This window comes from Streptomyces sp. NPDC008092, assembly GCF_042957285.1.
Taxonomy (GTDB): Bacteria; Actinomycetota; Actinomycetes; order Streptomycetales; family Streptomycetaceae; genus Streptomyces.
On sequence record NZ_JBIBHY010000009.1, the window covers coordinates 84,912 to 106,253 of the forward strand.

General features: G+C 71.9%; 20 protein-coding genes. 9 read left to right on the top strand and 11 right to left on the bottom strand.

Features of this window, described 5'->3' with window-relative positions; genetic code table 11:
- Window positions 1-137: 137 nt before the first annotated feature.
- A complete protein-coding gene (locus ACFZB3_RS28350) occupies window positions 138-881 on the top strand; it encodes a GntR family transcriptional regulator (RefSeq protein WP_391379996.1) in 744 nt (247 codons plus the stop codon).
- Here the strand turns inward: ACFZB3_RS28350 and ACFZB3_RS28355 are convergent.
- From ACFZB3_RS28355 to ACFZB3_RS28380, 6 genes are all read right to left on the bottom strand, one after another.
- Window positions 851-1,600, bottom strand: a complete 750-nt coding sequence (locus ACFZB3_RS28355) for a methyltransferase domain-containing protein (RefSeq protein ID WP_391379998.1) — start codon at window positions 1,598-1,600, stop codon at window positions 851-853. The two genes, ACFZB3_RS28350 and ACFZB3_RS28355, sit on opposite strands and share 31 nt — an antisense overlap.
- Before the next feature lie 68 nt (window positions 1,601-1,668).
- Entirely contained in the window at window positions 1,669-3,576 is a 1,908-nt protein-coding gene (locus ACFZB3_RS28360; protein ID WP_391380000.1) for a hypothetical protein, read from the bottom strand.
- A gap of 290 nt (window positions 3,577-3,866) precedes the next feature.
- Complete coding sequence (locus ACFZB3_RS28365) at window positions 3,867-4,628, bottom strand: SDR family NAD(P)-dependent oxidoreductase (RefSeq protein WP_391380001.1); 762 nt, start codon at window positions 4,626-4,628, stop codon at window positions 3,867-3,869.
- Complete coding sequence (gene hisD, locus ACFZB3_RS28370) at window positions 4,625-5,926, bottom strand: histidinol dehydrogenase (RefSeq protein ID WP_391380002.1); 1,302 nt, start codon at window positions 5,924-5,926, stop codon at window positions 4,625-4,627. Before hisD ends, ACFZB3_RS28365 begins: the two co-directional genes overlap by 4 nt.
- A 29-nt stretch (window positions 5,927-5,955) precedes the next feature.
- Window positions 5,956-6,891, bottom strand: coding sequence for a VOC family protein (locus ACFZB3_RS28375; RefSeq protein WP_391380004.1), 936 nt, complete (start codon window positions 6,889-6,891; stop codon window positions 5,956-5,958).
- A complete protein-coding gene (locus ACFZB3_RS28380) occupies window positions 6,888-7,853 on the bottom strand; it encodes a fumarylacetoacetate hydrolase family protein (protein WP_391380006.1) in 966 nt (321 codons plus the stop codon). Before ACFZB3_RS28380 ends, ACFZB3_RS28375 begins: the two co-directional genes overlap by 4 nt.
- A 229-nt stretch (window positions 7,854-8,082) precedes the next feature.
- Between ACFZB3_RS28380 and ACFZB3_RS28385 the strand changes: the two genes are divergently transcribed.
- From ACFZB3_RS28385 to ACFZB3_RS28420, 8 genes are all read left to right on the top strand, one after another.
- The gene (locus tag ACFZB3_RS28385) at window positions 8,083-8,388 is read left to right on the top strand and encodes an antibiotic biosynthesis monooxygenase (RefSeq protein WP_361282222.1); all 306 of its coding nucleotides are present in this window, start codon (window positions 8,083-8,085) and stop codon (window positions 8,386-8,388) included.
- Window positions 8,389-8,437: 49 nt separating this feature from the next.
- Window positions 8,438-9,562 carry an FAD-dependent monooxygenase gene (locus tag ACFZB3_RS28390; RefSeq protein WP_391380008.1) on the top strand — a complete coding sequence of 375 codons (1,125 nt, stop codon included), beginning with the start codon at window positions 8,438-8,440 and terminating at the stop codon, window positions 9,560-9,562.
- Window positions 9,559-10,563: an amidohydrolase family protein gene (locus ACFZB3_RS28395; protein ID WP_391380010.1), complete on the top strand. Its 1,005-nt coding sequence runs from the start codon at window positions 9,559-9,561 to the stop codon at window positions 10,561-10,563. The genes ACFZB3_RS28390 and ACFZB3_RS28395 overlap by 4 nt, the downstream gene beginning before the upstream one ends.
- Window positions 10,560-11,396: a cyclase family protein gene (locus ACFZB3_RS28400; RefSeq protein WP_391380012.1), complete on the top strand. Its 837-nt coding sequence runs from the start codon at window positions 10,560-10,562 to the stop codon at window positions 11,394-11,396. Before ACFZB3_RS28395 ends, ACFZB3_RS28400 begins: the two co-directional genes overlap by 4 nt.
- A 7-nt stretch (window positions 11,397-11,403) precedes the next feature.
- Window positions 11,404-12,774, top strand: coding sequence for an FAD-binding protein (locus ACFZB3_RS28405; protein WP_391380015.1), 1,371 nt, complete (start codon window positions 11,404-11,406; stop codon window positions 12,772-12,774).
- A gap of 6 nt (window positions 12,775-12,780) precedes the next feature.
- Window positions 12,781-13,737 (top strand): fumarylacetoacetate hydrolase family protein, encoded by a 957-nt coding sequence (locus ACFZB3_RS28410; protein ID WP_391380017.1) that lies wholly within the window; start codon window positions 12,781-12,783, stop codon window positions 13,735-13,737.
- 217 nt (window positions 13,738-13,954) lie between these two features.
- Complete coding sequence (locus tag ACFZB3_RS28415; RefSeq protein WP_391380019.1) at window positions 13,955-14,905, top strand: LysR substrate-binding domain-containing protein; 951 nt, start codon at window positions 13,955-13,957, stop codon at window positions 14,903-14,905.
- 43 nt (window positions 14,906-14,948) lie between these two features.
- Window positions 14,949-15,719: an SDR family oxidoreductase gene (locus tag ACFZB3_RS28420; RefSeq protein WP_391380021.1), complete on the top strand. Its 771-nt coding sequence runs from the start codon at window positions 14,949-14,951 to the stop codon at window positions 15,717-15,719.
- A 4-nt stretch (window positions 15,720-15,723) separates the two neighbouring features.
- Here ACFZB3_RS28420 and ACFZB3_RS28425 read toward each other — a convergent pair whose 3' ends face one another.
- The 5 genes from ACFZB3_RS28425 to ACFZB3_RS28445 all read right to left on the bottom strand — a co-directional run bounded on the left by ACFZB3_RS28425 (window position 15,724) and on the right by ACFZB3_RS28445 (window position 20,956).
- A complete protein-coding gene (locus ACFZB3_RS28425; protein WP_391380023.1) occupies window positions 15,724-16,638 on the bottom strand; it encodes a hypothetical protein in 915 nt (304 codons plus the stop codon).
- 165 nt (window positions 16,639-16,803) lie between these two features.
- Entirely contained in the window at window positions 16,804-18,321 is a 1,518-nt protein-coding gene (locus ACFZB3_RS28430) for an MFS transporter (RefSeq protein ID WP_391380025.1), read from the bottom strand.
- Between the two features lie 13 nt (window positions 18,322-18,334).
- Window positions 18,335-18,802: a VOC family protein gene (locus ACFZB3_RS28435; protein WP_391380027.1), complete on the bottom strand. Its 468-nt coding sequence runs from the start codon at window positions 18,800-18,802 to the stop codon at window positions 18,335-18,337.
- Between the two features lie 6 nt (window positions 18,803-18,808).
- On the bottom strand, window positions 18,809-19,579 hold the full coding sequence (locus ACFZB3_RS28440) for an SDR family oxidoreductase (RefSeq protein ID WP_391380029.1): 771 nt from the start codon (window positions 19,577-19,579) through the stop codon (window positions 18,809-18,811).
- Window positions 19,580-19,702: 123 nt separating this feature from the next.
- Entirely contained in the window at window positions 19,703-20,956 is a 1,254-nt protein-coding gene (locus tag ACFZB3_RS28445; protein ID WP_391380031.1) for a cytochrome P450, read from the bottom strand.
- Window positions 20,957-21,342: the final 386 nt, after the last annotated feature.

A 21,342-nucleotide genomic window follows, 5' to 3' on the forward strand; every position in this document is an offset into this window, starting at 1 on the left:
ATGGTTTAGACCAATGCTAGATGTGGTCGCGGAACGAACCCGCACGGCTACGTCTTGTCATCGGGCCCGCCGGCAGGCGTCAGCACGCCTGTCCGCGTGCCCGGTGACCAGGACCTGTCACCCACAGGAGGCGCGGCATGGCCCGCACCACCCCCCACGACCACTCCGAGACCGAAGGGCAGCCCCTGTACTGGCGGATCGCGACACAACTCCTCGGCGAACTGCGCGACGGCACCCTGCCGCCGGGTGAACGGCTGCCCGCGGAACGGCAGCTGGCGCGGCACTTCGAGGTCAGCCGGGAGACCGTCCGGCAGGCGCTGGAGGTGCTGCGGCACAGCGGACTGGTGGCCACCGACCGGCGCGGCAGCCACGCGACGCTGCCCGGCCGGCCGGTGGAGAGCCCGGTCTCGCTGGCCTTCCCGGTGGGCGCCGGGCCCACGGAACACGGTGCCGTCGACCGGGCCACGGTGACCTGGGAGGAGCCGTCGCCCGAGCACGCGGCGGCGCTCGGCCTGGCCCCGCACCGCCCGACCCTGGTGCACCGCTACGAGTCGGCCTCCCCCGACGGCCACGCCCTGCGCTCCGCCGTGACCTCGTTCTCCGCGGTGGCCCTGACCGAGGTCGAGGAACTGGGCCGCTACCGGGACCGGGCCGACGGCTGTGCCGCCGCGCAGCTGCGCCGGGCCTACGACTGGATGCGCAAGGCGGGCCTCACGCTGCACCACCGGGACTCCATCACCCAGGTCGCGGACGCGTCCTCGGTGCGGGTGACCCGCCGGGTGCACGACCAGTACGCCCGCCCCCTGGAGATCACCGACCTGGTGGTGGACGCCCAGCAGGACGCGCTGGTCTACGAGTTCACGGTGCCGGCGGCGGGCTGACCGAGCCGGGCCACGACCAGCCGGGCGCGCGGGCTGCCGTCGTCGCGCTCGCCGAACTCGGGCAGCGGGTACAGGTCCGTGCCGAACCCCGCCCGCGCCAGCTCCCCCAGCACGCCGCCGAGCCTGAAGGCCCGGTAGTACATGACGAACGGGGGCCGCCACAGGGCGTTGCGCACCCGCATCACGGCGTCGAAGCCCAGCAGCATCCAGAACCCGGGGTTGGTGGGCCGCGGCGGCGCGAGCACCGGGAAGGCGAAGGTCCCGCCCGGCCGCAGCACCGCGCGCACCTGGCCGAAGAGGCCGGGCAGCTCCCGGGGCAGGAAGTGCCCGAACGCCCCGAAGCTGACGACCAGGTCGAAGGCGGGCCCGAACGGCAGGGCCCGGGCGTCGCCGCGCACATAGGTGACGTCCGGGCCCCCGGGCGTCGGCTGCCGGCGGGCGACCTCCAGCATGCCGGCGCTGAAGTCGACCCCGGTGACGCTGTGCCGGCACACCCTGGCCAGCACCTGGGTACCGGCTCCCGTCCCGCAGCACAGGTCGAGGCCGTCCTCGAACGGGCCGAGCGGAGCGAGCGCCTTCGCGACCGCGTCGAGGACCGGGTCGGGTGTCCGGAAGGGGGTGTGGTCGAACTTCGGGGCCAGCAGGTCGTAGCCGCGCTCCACCGAGGACAGCGCCTGGACGGTGAGTTCACGGAGGCTCGGGCCTTCGGGGCTGAACATCCGGCCAGCTTACGGGAGCACACGGCGCGGGCGCGGCCCGGCGGGGGCCGCGCCCGCGCCGTCCGGTGTCACGCCACGGTCAGCGTGAGGGCGCCCGTGTAGGTGGCGCCCGCGGTGATCGCCGTCTCGGTGCCGTCGACCGTCAGCGTCACGGTCCGGCCGCGCGGCGCCCGCACCGCGGCGTCGGCCGCGAGGGTGAGGCTGGTCAGGTACGACGTCCCGGTGACCGTCCAGGTCGAGCCGCTGTTCAGCCGCACGACCACGCCGTTGTTGACGGCGGCCTGCACGGTGTTGGTGACGATGCCCAGCTCGTAGAAGGTGGACGAGTCGATCGAGGACACCCGGTGCTTGGCCCCGGTCGCCGAGATGACGCCCTGGACGGACGAGTCCTCGAAGGTGAGGACCATGTTCTTGCCGTTGCGCATGCCGTTGTAGAAGTCGCCCTTCAGCCTGATGGAGCTGAAGGTGGCGGCGCCGTCGGTGGCGTGGACGGCGGTGACGTCGAACGAGGAGTTCTTGGCCGGGTCGGTGGTGGGCTCGGTGTAGACGCCGATGTTCATCATCTTGCCGTTGACGGGGACCGGGCCCGGGTCGTCCAGCTCGATCATCTGGAGGATGATGCCGTCCCGCGGGTTGAGCCGGGCGCCCTGCGAGCCGTCCACCGAAATGGTCGTCTGCTGGCCCTTGTTGAGGAAGGTGGCCCGCTCGGAGTTGACGACGGTGCCACCGTCGAGGGTGAGTTGGCCGGCGCCGAAGAACATGTAGCCGAAGTGGCCGGAGTTGACCACCGTGCTGCGCTCCGGGATGCCCCGCAACTCCGCGTTGGACAGGCCGAGTTCCAGCTCGGTGTTGAGGGCGGCGACGGCGGCGCGGGTGCTGTCGCCGTAGTGCACGACGGCGGCCGGTCCCGCGATGATCGTCGCGTAGGAGCCGACGTCGAAGCGGGAGCCGAGCACGCGGACGGTGGCGTCGCCGATGGCGTAGGTGCCGTAGCCGTAGTCGCCGGTATTGCCGACATGGCTGTTGATCGCGGTCAGCTTCAGGCCGCTGCCGCCCTCGACCGACAGCGCGCCCCAGGTCTCGGAGAACACGGTCGAGTTGAGGTAGGTGGCGATGCTGCCCGCGCCGATCAGGTTGGTGGCGCGGACGTTGCCGTCCAGGCCCAGCATCCAGGGCACCGACTCCATGTACGGGGTCTCGACGGTGGCCTGGTAGTCGGCGGGCAGGACGCCGTTGCGGGCCCGCAGGAAGGAGTCCTTGACGAGGACGTTGGCGCCGCCGTTGGCGATGACGGTGGTGCGGACCACGCCCTTGTTGCTGATCCGGGCGCCGTCCACGACCAGCCTGGTCGCGGAGCCGTCGCCGACCACGGCCGCGCCGTACCCGGCGAAGTCCGAACGGCCGTTGCCGTCCAGGGTGATGGTCGGGCCCTGCAGGGTGTAGTCGCCGCTCTCCACGTAGACGCCGTTGAAGCACTCGCCGGTGGAGGCGATCGACACGTTCCGGGCGGCCGTGTCGGTGACCTTGCCGCCCCGTACGGCGGAGAGCACGGACTTCGCGGAGTCGACACCGTCCGCACCGACGTACAGGGCCTGCCGGAACGGGAAGGTCAGCGTCTGGTAGGTCACGTCGTTCGACCCCGCGACCGTGAGGACGACGTCACCGCGGTAGGTGCCGGCCTGGACGAGGGTCCCGGTGGCGCCGGTCGCGGTCAGCAGCTGGCCGGTCTCCACGCCGTCGACGGTGAGGCTGATGTCGTACCCGTCCGGGGCGACGATCCGGCCGCCGTCGCCGATGGTCAACTGGCTGACCCGGGTGGTCGCGGCGAGTTCGTAGGTCTCCCCGGCGGCGACGGAGATCGTCCTGCCCGACGCCTTCGGCGCGGCGGTGGCGGTGCCGGAGGCGACCGGAACGAGCACGGCCGCTGTCGTGGCGGAACCGGCGATCAGGAACGAGCGTCGGGATGTCAGCGTCATTGCAGGCCTTTCCACGGATGGAGTGCGCGAGTGCGCCGTCGCGCAGAGTTACGAGTCGCCCGACGAAACCGAGGCGACGGGAGCACCAGAGGTGTGCAGGTCGGAGTGAATCAGCCCTGGGAAACCCGGGACAGGCATTGCACACACGCATTCCGGAACCCGATGCCTTCGATCGTGCGGCCTGCTTCATGGCGATCACACAGAGTGGCCACAGTCCCCGGCGGTGGGTGCACACGACGGCGAGGCGGACGGCCTGTGCGCCGTCCACCTCGCCGTACCCGACCGTGTGCCTACGCCGGTGCGACCATCCCCGCCGACAGGTCGATGTCCGCCCCGCACAACCCGGGCATCGCCAGCATGGCGACCAGTGCCCGCGCGACCTCGTCCTCCTCCACCAGCCGGCCGAGCGCCGCCCGGGAGGCGAAGTCCCGTTCCGCCTCCTCGACGGTGCAGCCGGTGAGTTCGGCGGTGAGCCGGAAGTTGCGGTCCATGCGGGGCCCCCGCACCGGGCCCGGGGAGAGGGAGTTGACCGCGACACCGTGCGGGCCCACCTCGCCCGCCAGCGTCCGGGTGAGGCCGATCAGCGCCATCTTGGAGGCGGTGTACGGCGTCCGGTTGAGCAGCGGGCGTTTGCCGCTGACCGAGGCGACGTTGACGATGTCGCCCCGTCCGGCGGCGAGCATGGGCGGCAGGAAGGCCCGGCACATGAGGTAGACACCGCGCACGTTGGCGGCGAACACGTCGTCCCACTCGCCGGGTTCGATGTCGACGAGCGGCCGCACCGGTCCCGCGACACCGGCGTTGTTGACGAGCAACGACACGTCCTCGTCGGCGAGTGCGGCGGCCAGGGCGCGTACGGACGCGGGATCCGAGACGTCGCACACCGCCGTGCGGGCCGCGTCGCCCACCTTGGCCGCCGCCTCCGCCAGGGCCTGCTCGTTCCGGCCGACCAGGACCACCCGGGCGCCGGCGCCGGCAAGCGCCAGCGCGAAGGCCCGGCCGAGCGGCCCTCCCCCGCCGGTGACCAGTGCCGTACGGCCGTCGAGGCTCACGCTTCGTTCCAGGGCAGCGCGTCGCCCGCGGCCCTCGCGGCCCGTACGTCGCCCGAGCGGGCGTGGCCCTCGAACAGCTCGACCCGGGAGGCGCGCCCGCACAGCCGCCCGAGCAGGGCCTGCGAGGCGGTGTCGGTGACCTCCTGGTAGGTGACCGTCTTGAGGTACTTCCCCACCCACAGGCCGCCGGTGTAGCGGGCGGCACCACGTGTGGGCAGCACATGGTTCGTGCCGATCACCTTGTCGCCGAACGACACACAGGTGCCCTCGCCGAGGAACAGGGCGCCGTACTGGGTCATCCGCTCCAGCGCGAGGCGCGGTTCGGCGGTCAGCACCTCGACGTGTTCGAAGGCGAACGCGTCGGCGAGTTCGTACAGTTCGTCGACCGAGCCGACGACGTGCACCTGGCCGTGGTTGCGCCACGCGGGCTCCGCGAAGTCGCGGGTGGGCATGCCGGGGAGGAGGCGTTCGACCTCGGCGATGGTCTGCTCGGCGACCTCGTGGGAGGTGGTGATGAGGACCGCCGGGGAGTCCGGGCCGTGCTCGGCCTGGGAGAGCAGGTCGACCGCGCAGACGAACGGGTCGGCCCGGTCGTCGGCGAGGACCAGGATCTCGGTGGGTCCGGCGAACAGGTCGATGCCGATCTCGCCGAACAGCTGGCGCTTGGCCTCGGCGACATAGGCGTTGCCGGGTCCCGCGATGAGGTTGACGGGCTCCATGGTGTCGGTGCCGACGGCCATCGCGGCCACCGCCTGGACGCCGCCGAGCAGCCAGATCTCGTCGGCGCCCGCGAGGTGCATGGCGGCGACGGTGGCGGCGGGGATCTCGCCGTGGATCGGCGGGGTGCAGGCGACCACGCGCGGCACGCCCGCCACCTTGGCGGTGACGATCGTCATGTGGGCGGAGGCGGTGAGCGGGTAGCGGCCGCCGGGGATGTAGGCGCCGGCCGCCTGTACCGGGATGTGCTTCTGGCCGAGCCGCACGCCCGGCAGCGTCTCCACCTCGAACTCGCCCATCGAGTCGAGCTGGTGGCGGGCGAAGGTGCGGACCTGCTCCTGGACGAACGTGATGTCGTCGATGACCTGCTGCGGCACCGAGGCGACGATCTTCTCGACGTCCTCCGCGCTCAGCCGGAAGGAGTCGGGGCTCCACTTGTCGAACTTCTCGGAGTACGCGCGGACGGCCGCGTCACCGCGCTCGCGGACGTCCGCGATGACACCGGCCACCGTCTCACGCACCTGGTCGAGGGAGGCGGCCACCTCGGCCTTGGGTACGGCGTGCTTCAGGATCTCTGCCACAACTGCGGCCTTTCTCGGAAGGATCGGGGTTACACCGGGGGCGCTTCGAAGAGCACGTCGGGGTCGTTGAACTGCTCCTTGGCGACCGACTCGCTCATCGGGTCGGCGGTGCCCCACTGGTCCTGGGTGACCGGGTCGTCCACGTCGTGCCGGCCGGGGTGCCACAGGTCCTCTTCGAGGACGGCCAGCTCGGTGGTGTACTCGACGGTGTTGCCGTGCGGGTCGTGGAAGTAGGAGAAGGTGTTGTCGCCCGCCAGGTGCCGTCCCGGGCCCCAGGTGAGCCGGGTCCCGGCGCGCAGCGCACGCCCGGTGCCGCGCATGTACTCCTCCACCCCCCGCATCTCGAACGAGGCGTGGTGCAGCGACACATGGGGGCCGCGCGCGATGGCGAAGGAGTGGTGCAGCGGGCTGCACCGCAGGAAGTACATGAGGTCACCCATGTGCGTGGAGTACAGGGTGTCGGTGAGCCGGAAGCCGAGGTTGTGGATGTAGAAGTCCCGCAGGCCTTCCGGGTCCTGGGAGTTGACCACACAGTGCGAGAGCCGCACCGGGACGGCCTCGCGCTCCTCGATCTTCCGGTGGGCGCGGGTGGCCACGTCGGCCGAGACCTCGACGACCCTCCCGTCGGGGTCGAAGAACCGCAGCCCGTAGCCGCCGCCGGGGGTGTCGAGTGCGCGGGGCTCGTGGACGATCCGCACGCCGGCCCGGCCCAGCCGTACCGCGAGTTCGTCGACGGCCGCCGGTGACACTGCGCCGAAGGCGACGAGGTCCATCCGCTTCCGCTCGTCCTCGCGGATGCGCACGACGTACTGCTCGGGGCTGCCCTCGGCGGCGAAGAACGCGATGCCGCTGTCGTTGGCTACCTCGGTCAGGCCCCAGGTGGTGCCGTAGAAGGCCCGCTGCACGGCGAAGTCGGGTACGGCCAGGTCGACATGGCGCAGATGGGTGATGGGCTGGAAGCTCATGCGTGGCTCCTGACGGTGTTGCGCTGATGGCCGAGGCCGGTGATCTCCGCGTCGATCACGTCTCCGGGCCTGAGGAAGACCCCCCAGTGAGCGCCGTTGCCGGCCGGGGAGCCGGTGAGCAGCAGGTCGCCGGGGCGCAGGGTGGTGGTCGTGGAGGCGTAGGCGATCAGCCGGGGAATGTCGAAGATCATGTCCTTGGTGGACTCGTCCTGCCGGATCACCCCGTTGTGCCGGAGCGTGATCCGCAGGTCGCCCGGGTCGCCGACGAACTCCGCGGGGACCAGGAACGGTCCGGTCGGCAGGAAGGTGTCGGCGTTCTTCGCGGTGAACCAGTCGGTGCCGATGGCCTTCAGGTCGGGCCGGTACAGCCGGTCGCGGGTGGTGAGGTCGTTGCTGATCGTGTACCCGGCGACGTACGACATCGCCTCCGCGGCCGGGATGTCCTTCCCCGGCTTCCCGATGACCAGGGCGAGTTCCAGCTCCCAGTCGTGCTGCTCGCCGAGCGCGGGCAGCACGACGTCGTCGTACGGCCCGCACAGCGCGCGCGGTGAGCCGAGGAAGATGTAGGGGACGCCGGAGCGGATCCGCTCGTCCATCATCTTCTCGGCGTCGGCGCGGGCCTCCTCGGGGGTGGCGCCGTGCACGCTCTCCTTCTCGGCGGCGACCAGGTCGACCACGTGCTTGCGGTAGTTGGCGCCGCTCTGCAGGATCTGGCCCGGCTCGACCGGCGTCAGGACCCGCAGGTCGGCCAGGTCGCGCCAGGGGCCGTCGGGGGCCGCGGCCAGCTCGTGCAGGCGGGGCAGCCAGGTGTCCCAGTCCTCGACCAGCGCGCGTACCGACGCGACCGTGCCGGAGAGGTCGCGGACCCGGGCGCCGGCGACCAGGCCGGGGAAGGGGGCCGCTCCGTCGCTGAAGGTGCCGAGCGCGAAGGGTCCGGCGTGGGAGGGGGAAGGTTCGGGCACGGGCGGCTCTCCTCGTACGGGTGCGGGCTCGCCTTCGACGCTAGGCATCGCGGGCGGTCGGCGGAAATGGCCGTTCGCGATGCCTGCCATCGCCTGCGGTTCCGTGCCCCCATCTGCGGCTCCATCGCCGTACGGGATGGATGACGTCCCCCTTGCCGATGCCTCGATCCGTTGACCCTGCACCTACCGCCGATCAGGCTCGGTGCCACCCCGAACCGAGGAGCGCACCGTGGTTGTCGAGCACGCCGAGCTGACCGTCGAGGAAGGCCGGGAAGCGGAATTCGAGGAGGTCTTCGGCAAGGCCCGCGAGGTGCTCGCCGAGGCGGACGGGTTCCGCTGGGCCGAGCTGCTGCGTGGCGCGGAGCGGCCGCGGACCTTCCTGCTGCTCGTCGGCTGGGAGTCGGTCGAGGCGCACACGGTCGGCTTCCGGGAGTCGGAGCGGTTCGCGCGCTGGCGGGCCCTGGTCGGCCCGTTCTTCGCCGCCCCGCCGGCCGTCGAGCACTACCGCGAGCTGGGCCCCCGCTTCACCGGCTGAAAGCTGCCGGCCCCCACCACCTGCCTTTCTACTTTCGCAAGGATCGCCCATGCCCGTGAACAAGGTGCTCGTCGTCGGCGGCGGCATCACCGGAAGCGTGCTGTGTCTCGCCCTCGCCCAGCGCGGGGTCGGGGTGGAGCTCGTCGAGGTCTCGCCCCAGTGGTTCGGGGTGGGCCATGGCATCACCATCCAGGGCAACGCCCTCAAGGCGCTGCGTTCGGTGGGCGTGCTGGACCGGGTGCTGGCCCGGGCGGTGCCGTTCGACCTGATGCGGCTGCGCCGGGCGGACGGCGGTCTGATCACCGAGCTGGAGACCCCGCACACCGGCGGCGCGGACCTGCCGTCCACGGCGGGCGCGCTCCGCTCGGACCTGCAGAACGCGCTGTGCGACGCGGTGTACGCGCACGGCGTCACCGTCCGCCTGGGCCTGAGCGTGCGCGGCCTCGACCAGTCCGCCGACCATGTGGACGTGACCTTCACCGACGGCTCCACCGGCCGCTACGACCTGGTGGTCGGCGCGGACGGCATCAACTCGGCGATGCGCGCGCTCATCGGCATCACCACCGGGCCGCGCCCGGTCGGCATGTCGATCTTCCGGGTGGTGGCCCGGCGCCCGGCCGAGATGGACTGCGCCGAGGTGTACTACGGCGGTCCCCGCTACAAGGCCGGCTACAGCCCGATCTCCGAGGACCAGTGCTACGCCTACCTCCTCGACGAGAACCTGGACGCCTCCCTGATCGGGCCGCGCGCCTCGCTGGACCTGCTGCGTGAGCGCGGCGCCGGGTACGGCGGCACCTGGGGGAAGATCCTCGCCTCGCTGCCGGACGACACGGCGGTGGACTACCGCTGGATCGAGGCGGTCCTGGTCGACGAGGACTGGCACCGGGGCCGGGCCATGGTGATCGGGGACGCGGCCCACGCCTGCCCGCCGCTGATCGCGCAGGGTGCCGCGATGTGCATGGAGGACGCGGTGCTGCTGGCCGAGCTGGTCACCGCCGACGAGCCGCTGCCCCGGGCACTGGCACGCTTCATGGCCCGGCGGCTGCCCCGCGTCCGCATGGTGCTGGACAACTCCCTGCAGCTCGCCGACTGGGAGATCCACCCGGACACCCCGGGCGCCGACCCGGCCCGGATCATGTCGGAGACGCTCGCCTCCCTGACGGTGGCCGCATGAGCACGCCCGTCGTCGACTTCCACGGCCATCTCGCAGTGCCGGAGGCCGACGCCCTCGTGGCAGGCACCACAGGCTTCGCCGCCGAGCTGGCCGCCGAGCAGCGCGCCCATTCCCCCGAGTCACTGGCCGCCAACAAGGCACAACTCCAGGGCCTGGCAGGCAGGTTGACGGACGTCGACACCCGACTGGCCGACCTCGACGCGATGGGCGTCGACCTCCAGGTGGTCGGCCCGATGCCCATGCACCACTACTGGGCCGGCCCCGGCCTCGCGGTGCAACTGGCCCGTACCGTCAACGAGGCGGTGGCCGCGCACTGCGCCGCCGCGCCCGGCCGGCTGTACGGCCTCGGCACGGTACCGCTCCAGCACCCGGACCTCGCGGTGGCCCTGCTGGACAAGGCGGTCACCGAGCTGGGCCTGTACGGCATCAGCGTCTCCACCACCGTCGAGGGCCGCGAGCTGGCCGACCCGGCGCACGACGACGTCTGGCTGAAGGCCGAGGAGCTGGGCGCGGTCGTGTTCGTCCACCCGTGGGGCTGTTCGCTCGGTGAGCGGCTCGCCACGCGCTATCTCGGCAACACGGTCGGCCAGCCCACCGAGACCACCGTCGCGCTCTCCCACCTGATCTTCACGGGCGTCCTGGACCGGTTCCCGCGCCTGAAGCTGGTCGCCGCGCACGGCGGCGGCTACCTGCCGACGTACATCGGCCGCTCCGACCACGCCTGGCAGGTACGGCCGGACGCGCGCGGCTGCGCCGAACCGCCCAGCTCCTATCTGCGGCGGATGTGGTTCGACGCCCTCGTCTACACCCCGCGCGCACTGCGCCATCTGGTCGAGGAGGTGGGCGCGGACCGGGTGGTGCTCGGTACCGACCACCCCTTCGACATGGGGGTGACCGACCCGGTGGCCCGCCTGGACGCGGCCGGCCTCGACCCGGCCGAACGGGACGCGATCGCCGGCGGCAACGCGCTCGACCTGCTGCTGAAAGGACACACCCGATGATCCTGGGGCCCGTCGAGGAAGAGCTGGCCAAGGCCCGCGCCGCCTACCGCAACCGGGGCCGCTGGGGCGAGGACGACGTACTGGGCACGCTCAACTTCGTCGACGACGCGATCCGCGCGCACGCCGCGGGTCTGGTCCGGCGCGGCCGCTCCGTCTCGCTGGCCCAGGAGATCCACGAGGCCGGGCCCCGGGCCACCACACGGTGGCACGGATTGGGTCTCGGCCACGACACCGAGCAGTCATGGCACGGCAGTTCGTCCACCGCCACCGACGAAGGCGACGCCGTGACCGGCATCGAGCACCTGCGCCACGCCTTCACCGGCCGCGGAGTGCTGCTCGACGTCGGCCGGGCGGTCGGCGACGCGCGAGGTGAACTCCCCGACGGTTTCCCGATCCTGGAGGAGCACCTGCGGGACACCGTCGAGGCGCAGGGGGCCACCTCCAGTGTGCGCCGGGGTGACATCGTTCTCGTCCGCACCGGACAGCTCGGCCGGGTACGGCGGCTCGGCGCGTGGGCCGGGTACGCGGCCGGGGACGCGCCCGGCCTGTCCTTCACCACCCTCGGCTGGTTGCACCGCACGGAGATCGCGGCCGTCGCCACCGACACGTACGGCCTCGAAGTGCGGCCGCACGAATTCGCCGGTCCGGTGCAGTCGCCGCTGCACCGGATCGCCGTCCCCCACATGGGTCTGCCACTGGGCGAGATGTGGGACCTGGAGGCCCTCGCGGAGGATTGCGCGGCCGACGGTGTCCACGAGTTCCTGCTGGTCGCGGCACCCTTGCCGGTGACCGGTGCCATCGGTGCCCCCGTCAATCCCATCGCAGTCAAGTGAGCCGCCCGTGAACACGAACCGATTCTCCGGCACCCTCCACCTCCCCGGCGACGAGGACTTCGAGGAGGCCGTGTACGGCAGGATCTTCAACGCCCGCCGCCCCGCCGACCGCACCCCCGCCGCCGTGCTCAGGGCGGTCACCGAACAGGACGTCGTCGAGGGCGTACGGCTCGCCCTGGAGCGCGGCTGGCAGGTCGCCGTCCGCTCCGGCGGGCACAGCTGGGCCGCCTGGTCGGTGCGCCGGGACGCGCTGCTGATCGACCTCGGCGGCCACCGCGAGATGGCGTACGACGAGACGACCGGGATCGTGACGGCCACCCCGAGTGTGAAGGGCGGTGACGAACTCAACCCGTATCTCGGGACGTTCGGGCGCTTCTTCAACGGCGGGCACTGCCCGTCCGTCGGCATCGGCGGCTTCCTGCTGCAGGGCGGGCAGGGCTGGAACGCGCGCGGCTGGGGGTGGGCGGCCGAGAACATCGTGGCGATCGACGTCGTCACGGCCGACGGCGAACTGGTCAGGGCGGACGAGAGCGAGAACAGCGACCTGTTCTGGGCGGCGCGCGGGGCGGGCCCCGGCTTCTTCGGCGTCGTCACCCGCTTCCACCTGCGCACCCGCCCGCTCCCCCGGCATCTCGCGCACACCGTGCACGCCTACCCCCTCGACCTCTTCGACGAGGTCATGACCTGGTTGCACGGCGTCCACCACACGGTCTCCGACCTGGTCGAGATCGTCGCGCTCACCCAGACCCCGCCCGACCTCGACGGACCGGTGCTGCTGGTCACCGGCGTCTCGATGACCGACAGCCCGGAAGAAGCGGCCGAGGCGCTCGCGCCCCTGCACGCCAATCCCTACGCGGACCGGGCGCTGTTCCGCGTCGAGGCGCAACCCACCACCCTCGCCGAGCAGTTGGCCGGACAGCGCACCGCCAACCCGGAGGGTCACCGCTACTTCGTCGACAACGCCTGGCTGACCGGCAGCGCCGAGGAGGTCGTCCCGGCGATCCGCAAGGCGTTCACCGAGCATCCGACCCGGCAGACCTTCTCCATCTGGTTCTCGATGGCGCCACTACGGCAACTCCCCGACATGGCCTTCTCGTTGCAGTCGGAGATCTACTGCGCGAGCTACGTCGTGCACGACGCCCCCGGCCGGGACGCGGAGCTGCGCGGCTGGCTGGACGAGGCGATGGCGGCGATGCGGCCGGTGACCGCGGGCCAGTACCTCGGCGACTCCGACTTCACGGTACGGCAGCTGCGGTTCATGGGGGACGAGCAGTGGCGGCGGCTGAACGGGATCCGGGCCGCCCGCGACCCCAAGGGCGTGTTCGCCGGCCACCTGAGCGCCGGGACCGTCACCAACACCAACCACTGGGAGCAGTGAGCAGCCATGCGTTTCGCGACATACGAGCACGAGGGCGAGGAGCGCGCCGGGGTGGTGCGGGACGGGGTGGTCCACCCGCTGCCCGACGGGGTGAGCGTCCTGACGCTCGTGGAGGCCGGCGTGCTGTCCGCGGCCGGTGCCGAAGCCCTCGGTACGCCAAGTGAGTTGACGGTGGATCAGGTCAGGCTGCTGCCGCCCCTGAAGCCGCCGTCCATCCGGGACTTCGTCGGGTTCGAGGCGCACATCGAGGGCGTGTCGAAGTCGCTGGACGGTCTGGAGCACGTCCCGGAGGAGTGGTACCGGGCACCCAACTTCTACTTCACCAACCCGCACGCGGCCTACGGCGCCCATGACGACGTGCCGGTCCCGGCGGGCTGCTCGGTGCTGGACTTCGAGCTGGAGGTCGGCGCGGTGATCGGCCGCAGCGGCCGGGACCTCACCCCCGAGCAGGCGCGGGACCACATCGTCGGCTACCTGGTCTTCAACGACTGGTCGGCCCGTGATCTGCAGAAGCCGGAGAAGAACCTGGGCCTCGGCTTCTCCAAGGGCAAGGACTTCGCCAACACGCTCGGTCCCTGCCTGGTCACCGCCGACGAGGTCGAGGACCGGCGCGACGCGGAGGGCTTCCTCGACCTGGAGATGACGGTCACCCTGAACGGCGGGCTGATCGGCCGGGACACCCTCGCCAACATGTCCTGGACCTTCGAGGAGATGACCGCCTACGCCAGCCGGGACGCCTGGGTGCGCCCCGGCGACATCCTCGGCTCGGGCACCTGCGGCTGGGGCGCGCTGGCGGAGTTCTGGGGCCGGGCCGGGGAGCGCACCCCGCCCCCGCTGCGGCCCGGCGACGAGGTGACCCTGACCGTGGAGCGGCTGGGCACGCTCGCCAACCGGATCGTGCCCGGGCGGGCGGACGCGTACCTCCCGCGGGCCCGCAAGAGGGGCCGCACCCCGCGCCCCTAGCACCCGAAGCTGTGGGGGGCCTGTGGTGCGCGCAGGCCCCCCACCTGCGGGTATCCGGCGACGGCATGCCTGGCATCGCATCTTCCTGAGAGTCGCCCCGACCCCCTTCCTCGACGGCCGTCCGCTGGTTAACCTCGCGTTTCACCGAAGCTTCAAGGACGTGGCCGGCCGGAAGGGGACACTCGTGGGTCTCGGAGCGATCGATCTCAATCTTCTGGTGGCACTGGAAGCGCTCCTGGAGGAGAAGAACGTCACCCACGCCGGGGTACGGCTGTCCACCAGCCAGTCCGCGATGAGCGGCTCGCTGGCCCGGCTGCGCCGGCACTTCAACGACGAGCTGCTGATCCGGGTGGGCCGCGAGTACGAGCTGACACCGCTCGCGGAACGGCTGCTGCCGGTCGTCCAGGGCTCGCTGCAGAAGGCCGAGGAGGCGCTGTCGCTGACCCGGCACTTCGACCCGGCGCGCAGCCGCCAGCGGTTCTCCGTGGTCATGTCGGACTACGTGATGACGGTGTTCGTGGAGCCGCTGCTGCGGGTGATCGCGGCCGAGGCGCCGGGTGTGCGGATCGACTTCCACCCGATCGTCGACGGGCAGCTGGAGACGGAGACGCACCTGCGCTGCCACGACCTGATGATCGTGCCGCTCGGCTACCAGCTGCCCGGGGTCAGCGAAGCCGTGATGCACGACCGGTTCGTGTGCATCGTCGACCCGGGCAACCCGCGCCTGGTGGACGGCCGGCTCACCCTGCGCGACCTCGCGGAGATGCCGCACGCGGCCTGCGCCATCGGCAAGAGCCACACGCCCGCCGAGCGCCAGCTGGAGACCCTCGGGATCACCCCGAAGGTGCAGGTCAGCACGCCCGGCTTCAGTGTGCTGCCGTTCCTGGTGAGCGGTACGGACCTGGTGGCCATGGTCCCGGAGCGGCTGGCCCGGCGCTACGAGGGCTTCGCGCGCTGCGCGGTCGTACCGGCGCCGTTCCCGGACGTGCCGCTGGTGGAGGCCATGTACTGGCACCACAACCGGCACGCGGACCCGGCGCACCGCTGGCTGCGGGACACCGTGCGCAGGGTCGGGGCGGCGCTGGGCGAGGAGGCGCCGCCGGAGATCGCCGGGGCGGATGCCACCCATTCGGAGAGCGTGTTTCCGGAGCTGTCCGCGGCTTCCTAGCGTGGACGGGAGGACCTCTCCCGTACCCCTCTTGGAGGAAGCCGTGAGCCGCACGCGCCTGGCGGGCCGTACCGTCGTCGTCACCGGAGCCGCACAGGGCCAGGGGGCCGCGGAGGCGGCCGCGGCCGCCCGGGAGGGCGCGGCGGTGATCGTGACCGACGTGCTGGACGAGGCCGGCGAGAAGCTCGCCGCGTCGCTGCGCGCCGACGGGCTCGACGTCCGCTACGTCCACCTGGACGTCACCTCGCCGGACGACTGGGCGGCCCTTGCCGCCTCCCTGGAGACCGTGCACGGCCTCGTGAACAACGCGGGCATCCCGATGCGGGGCCGTCTTGGCCACGTCGGACTCGCCGACTGGAACCGGGCCTTCGCCGTGAACACCACCGGCGCGCTGCTCGGCATCCAGGCCCTCGCCCCGCTGATGCCGGCCGGCTCCTCGATCGTGAACGTGGGCTCGGTGGCCGGGCTCACCGCGCATCACGCGGTGGCGTACACGACGAGCAAGTGGGCGCTGCGCGGCCTGTCGAAGGTGGCGGCGCTGGAGCTGGCGCCGCGCGGCATCCGCACGAACGTCGTCCACCCCGGGTTCATCGAGACCCCGCTGATGGCCACCGCCGACCCGGTGTTCGTCGCCGCCCACCTCGCCATGACGCCGCAGGGCCGCCCGGGCACGGTCGACGAGGTGGCGCCGCTCGTCGTCTATCTCCTCTCCGACGAGGCCTCCTACGTCAACGGCGCGGAGATCACCGTCGACGGCGGCTACGCGGCGCACGGCCCGGTGAAGGCGATCACCAACGCCCTCGACCAGGACTGAGCCGTCAGTCCTTGAGCTGCTCCAGCGTGGACCTGGTGTCGGTCTTCAGCCAGCCGGTGACGTCGCCGAGGGTCGGCGGGTCGGTGTCGCTGTCGTACGTGGACAAGTACGCGCTGTAGGACATGGAGTACGTCATCCAGCCGTCCCGTACCGCGAGCGTGGCGTACCGCGAGCCGCTGGTGGAGGAGCCGTTGCTGGTGTCCTGGGTGACCAGGTAGGCCTCGTCGCCGATGCCCTGCACGGGCGTCACGTCGTAGTCGCTGTGGCTGTCGCCGTAGTTCTTCCAGGTGGCCGTGAACTCCGGTCCCGGGTCGGTCTTCCTGTGCAGGTCGACCTGCATGGTGAGGTAGGCGTCGCCGTAGCTCGAGCTGGTCTTCTTGAGGCTGAGACTGCAGTCGCTCTCGTCCAGCGCCGGGTCCTTCATCGCGTTCTTCGTGGGGGACGAGTCGTCCACGGGGTACTCGTCCTTGAACGACGAGTAGTCGGCGCTGGAGCAGAGGTTCGCGGGCGCCCGGTAGCCGCGCAGGTCGGCGTTCGTGCCGAAGCCGCCCGTGAGGAAGAGGCCGCCCGCCCAGGCGGCGGAGGCGACGACCGCGCCCACGGCGGCCCACAGCACGGCTCTGCCAGCCGTGTTCGGGCCGGTCGCCGGCGGTGCGGCCGGCGGCGGGTAGCCGTAACCGGGCTGCGTGGCATAGGGGTTGGCCTGCTGCGGCGAGGCCTGGGCGTAGGGGTTCTGCGGGGGCGGCGACTGCGGGTTCGGATACGGGTACGCGGTCGGCTGCGGTTGCGGCTGCTGGGGCTGCGGCGGTGCCGCCGGGGGCTGGTCCGGCTGCTGCGGGGGCGGCGAGGACTGCTGCGGAGCCGACGACGACGGCGGCTGCTGCGGAGAGGACGGCGGCTGCTGCGGTGGCGTGGACATGTCGTGAAGATACGGCATAACCGGACGTCAAGTCCCTGTCAGGACCGGGATCGTTATGGTCCGGGGACATCCGTTACCGGCCAAGGCCCGTTTGTTGCACGCCAGTTGAGCTGGCGCACCGAGAAGGCCGGGGCAGGAGCCCCGGCCTTCTCGTCGCGCCGGCGGTCAGGCGGATGCCGGCTGCACCGGCAGCTGGGCCGTCGCCCGTGCGGTGTTCTTGCGGACCAGCAGCAGGGTGACCAGCGCACCGAGCAGCGAGGCGCAGCCGCAGATCACCACGCCGAGGGCCATGCCGTGCGCGAGGGCGTCCTGCGCGGCGGCCCGGGCGCTGTCGCTGCCCGCGTTGACCACGGCCAGCGGACCGGCCGCGGCCTCCATGCCCGCGTCGGCACCGCTCAGCTTGCCGACCAGCGCGGAGGAGGCCGCGCTCATCGCGATGGTGCTGATCACGGCCGGTCCGAGGCCCTGGCCGAACTCGCGGACCAGGCTGGTCGCGCCGCTCGCCATGCCGGTCATCTCGATCGGCACCGCGTTCACGGCCGCCGACGTCAGCGAGGAGACCACGCAGATGAAGCCGACGCCGAGCAGCAGCACCGGGCCGATGAAGGCCGCCAGGGAGGTGGTGGTGATGGGCAGTGCGGCGATCCAGAACTGGCCGGCGGCCATCGGCAGCAGGCCGCCCATCAGCAGCCACCGCGGCTCGACGCGGGTCAGCATCCTGCTGAGCACCGGGGCGAGGAGCAGCGGGATCAGCTGGAGGATCACGAACGGCATGCCGGCCCGCAGGGCGCTGAGGTGCATCACCGCGCCGAGCCGGATGGAGACGCAGTAGGCGGTGCCGATGAAGCCGAACATGCCGGTCAGCGCGACCACCGCGGCCGCCGCGAACGACGGGATCTTCAGCAGCTCCAGGTTGAACATCGGGGACGCGGCCCGCTGCTCCGCCAGCACGAAGCCGACCAGGGCCACGGCGGCCAGGGCCAGCGCGAAGACGATCGAGGGGCTGCTCCAGCCGCGGTCGCCGCCCTCGATGATGCCCCACAGCAGGGCGGTGAGGCCGACGGCGATGCTGATCTGTCCCGGCCAGTCCAGGGCGCGGCCCTCGGGCGCCTTGGAGTCGGTGACCAGCGCCCAGCAGGCGATGCCGACCGCGATGCCGAGGACGACCGGCGGCACGAACGCCCAGCGGAAGTCGGCGACCGTGGCCAGGATCCCGGAGGAGAGCGGGCCGACGGCGGAGGCGAGGGAGATGCTCAGCGCCCAGGTGGAGACCGCCTTGGCGCGGTCCTTCTCCTCGGGTGTCGCGGCCGCGATCACGGCCAGGGAGCTGGGGAAGAGCGCGGCGGCGCCGATGCCGGCCAGGGCCTGGCCGATCCAGAGCATGGTGATGTTCTGGGAGGTGGCGTTGAGGAGTTCCCCGAGCGCCAGCACGAATCCGCCGAGGACCAGCAGCCGCTTACGGCCGAAAAGGTCGCCCACCACACCGAAATTCAGTTCCAGGATCGCGGTGGGCAGAATGAACGCGGAGGTGACCCAGGCGACCTGCGATCCCGAGGCGCCGAATGCGCTCTGGATTTCGCCGTTGATGGGCGAGGGGACGGTAATGCACAGCTGCGCGGCGGCAACTGCCAGACAGCAGGCTACGAGCGTGCCCACGTCCAGTCTTTTCACAGCGTTGGTCATTCCCTACTCCATCTCACGGGTTAACGGTGGTGCCGCGCTCTTCGGCTTCGGCGAGTTCGCCGTGCTCGCCGAGTCCGCCGCGTTCTATGAGTTCGATGAGATTTCCCTCGGGGTCCTTGACCCAGGCCATCCGCACCCCGGGTTCGGGGGACGGACCGGGGGCGAGGACCTCGCCCGCTCCGTGTGCCACCAACGCGGCGTACACGGGGTCGAGTTCGGGGGTGGTGACCGCGAAGTGCCCGTACCCCTCGGTGAGGGCCGCGGTCATCGGGTCCGGTGCCCGGAGGCCGGGTACGGACCCGGGTCTGGCGAGCAGTTCGAGCCGCCAGCCGTGCGGGTGTTCCAGGACGACGCCGGTGAGTCCGGGGCCGTCGAGACGGAACTCGAAGACGGTCTTCAGTCCGAAGACCGTCTGGTACCAGTCGAGTTGGGCGGGCAGGTCGCGTACGTTGACGCCCACGTGGTCGAGTCGTGCGTGCATCCGCGCTCAGCCCGCCATCGCGCTGTCGCCGCCGTCGACCATGAGGTCGGCGCCGTTGACGAAGGCCGCCTCGTCGGAGCAGAGGAAGGCCGCCGCGCGGGCGATGTCCTCGGGCTGCCCGACCCGGCCGACCGGGATCCGCGCCTCCAGCTGTGCCTTCGGACCGTTCGGGTCGTCGAGGAAGGGTGCGGTGGCCGAGGTGCGGGTCATGCCCGGGGCGATGGTGTTGACGCGGATGCGGTGCGGGGCGCCGGCCGCGCACAGGTGCTTGCTCATCGCGAGGACCCCGCCCTTGGCGGCGCCGTGCGGGACCATGGGCATGAAGGGCGCGCCGCGCACGGCGGCCACGGAGGCGACGTTCAGGACGGCTCCGCCACCGCGTGCGATCAGGTGCGGCCAGGCCGCCTGCGTGCAGAAGTAGGGGATGTCCAGCTCGTTCCTGATGGTGAAGTACCAGTCCTCGGCGGGCATCGTCTCGAAGGGGCCGTTCCGCAGGGCGGACGCGTTGTTGTAGAGGATGTCGATCCCGCCGAATTCCGCGATCCCGGCCTCGATCCACTCCCGCGCCCCGGCCTCGGTGGAAAGGTCGACCGGCGCCAGGGAACGCATGACACCGCCGGCCTTCTCGACGAGTTCCACGGTTTCCGCGGCGCTCTTCTCGTCGATGTCGCAGCCGAATACGGTGGCCCCCTCGGCCGCGAACACCTGTGCCGCGGCCCGGCCGATTCCGGCCCCCGTTCCACTGATGAATGCGATTTTCCCGGCCAGTCGACCCATGATTGCCAAGTCCCTTGTCCATGCCGCCGAAGTGCGGTGGTGGCAGCGTAGGTAGGGCCTATGGCCAGAACAAGAAATGCGTCAGCGAATCGCCATCGGGGGTTCGTATGGCTGGTATGCGCCTCAGCCGCCGGGCCGCGGGTGCGGCCGTACCGGGAGGGCGCGCACGCTGTTGCCGACGAAGCTGGCCTGCCGGGCGAGGCCGTCCCCGGGGACGGCGAGGTCGAGGGCCGGGAAGCGGTCGAAGAGCCGTTCCAGGGCGACCGTGGCCTCCAGGCGGGCCAGCGGAGCGCCCAGGCAGTAGTGGGCGCCGTGGCCGAGGGAGAGGTGGCGGACGGCGTCGGTGCGGGTGGGCCGGGTGACGTCGAACCGGTCGGCGTCCGGGCCGTGCGCGGCCGGGTCACGTCCGGCGGCGGAGTAGCCGGCCAGGACCGGGGTGCCCGCGGGGATCACGGTCCCGTCCACGGTGAGGTCCCGCACCGGATACCGGAACGGGAAGTAGCTGACCGGCGCGTCCCAGCGCAGCGTCTCCTCCACCACGTCCGCCCAGCCCGCGGCGCCCTTGCGGACGAGGTCGAGCTGGTCGCGGTGGCCGCACAGGGCACGCACGGCGTTGGTGATCAGGTTGAGGGTGGTCTCGTGCCCGGCGATGATCATCAGGACCAGGGTGCCGATCAGCTCCTCCTGGCCGAGCCGGTCTCCGTCCTCGTCGCGGGCGGCGATCAGGGCGCTGGTGAGATCGTCACCGGGGTGTTCGGCGCGGGCGGCGGCGACGGCGCCGAGGACGGCGACCAGCTCCCGGTTGGCGGCGACGGCCTCGGCCGGTGCGATGTCGGTGGCCACGACCTGGTTGGTCAGGTGGTGCAGCCGGTCGCGGAACTCGGCGTCCACACCGAGGAGTTCGCCGATCACGCCCATGGGCAGCGGCAGTGCGAAGTGCCGGCGCAGGTCGGCGACGCCGTCGCCGTCGGCCGCGGCCCGCTCCAGGTCGTCGAGCAGGGTGCCGGTCAACTCCTCGACCCAGGGCCGGAGTTCCTCGACCCGGCGCGGGGTGAAGGCCCGGCTGACCAGTCCGCGCAGCCTGCGGTGGTCGGCGCCGTCGGCGGTGGTCATGCCCCGCACGGTGGCGAAGGTCAGCAACGGCCAGCCCGCGGGGATGCGGCCTTCCCCCAGCTGGGTGAAGTGCCGTGCGTCCTTGGCGACTTCGGGGTGCTGGAGGAACTCCCTGAGCGCCTCGTGTCCGAGCACGGCCATGCCCTCGACGCCACCGGGCAGCACGACCGGGGTCACGGCGCCGCGCGCCAGCAGCCGGGCGTTGTCGGCGTGCGGGCAGCCGCCGGCGGGGTCCGGACGGTACGGCGCGGACGAGGTCTCCACCAGGGCTCCTGACAGCGGTACGACGCGGACACGGCCGATCGTAGGCGCCCGCGGGCCGGAGGGAAGGAGCATTTCCCGGCCGGTACGGCCCGGCACGGAATGGCCGGCGGCGGGAATATCGGCGACCGGAGCCATGTTGACGATCGCGGAACCCCGGGTATAGTGCGATCAGCACGTGTGAGCGCCCCTCCGTCGGGCGCCGAGTGCCGGTTCCACTCCCCCAGCCGCATCGCCCGTCGCTTCCCGACCGGCCCGCCGGCTTCTCAGCACCACCTCGTGACCAGGGCTTCTCCGCCGTTTCCGAGGTGCCGTTCCGCGCCGCACGGAGGCCTGCGCACATGCCTCCCGCTCGCGGCCCACTCCCCCTTCACTCATGTCTTCCGTCC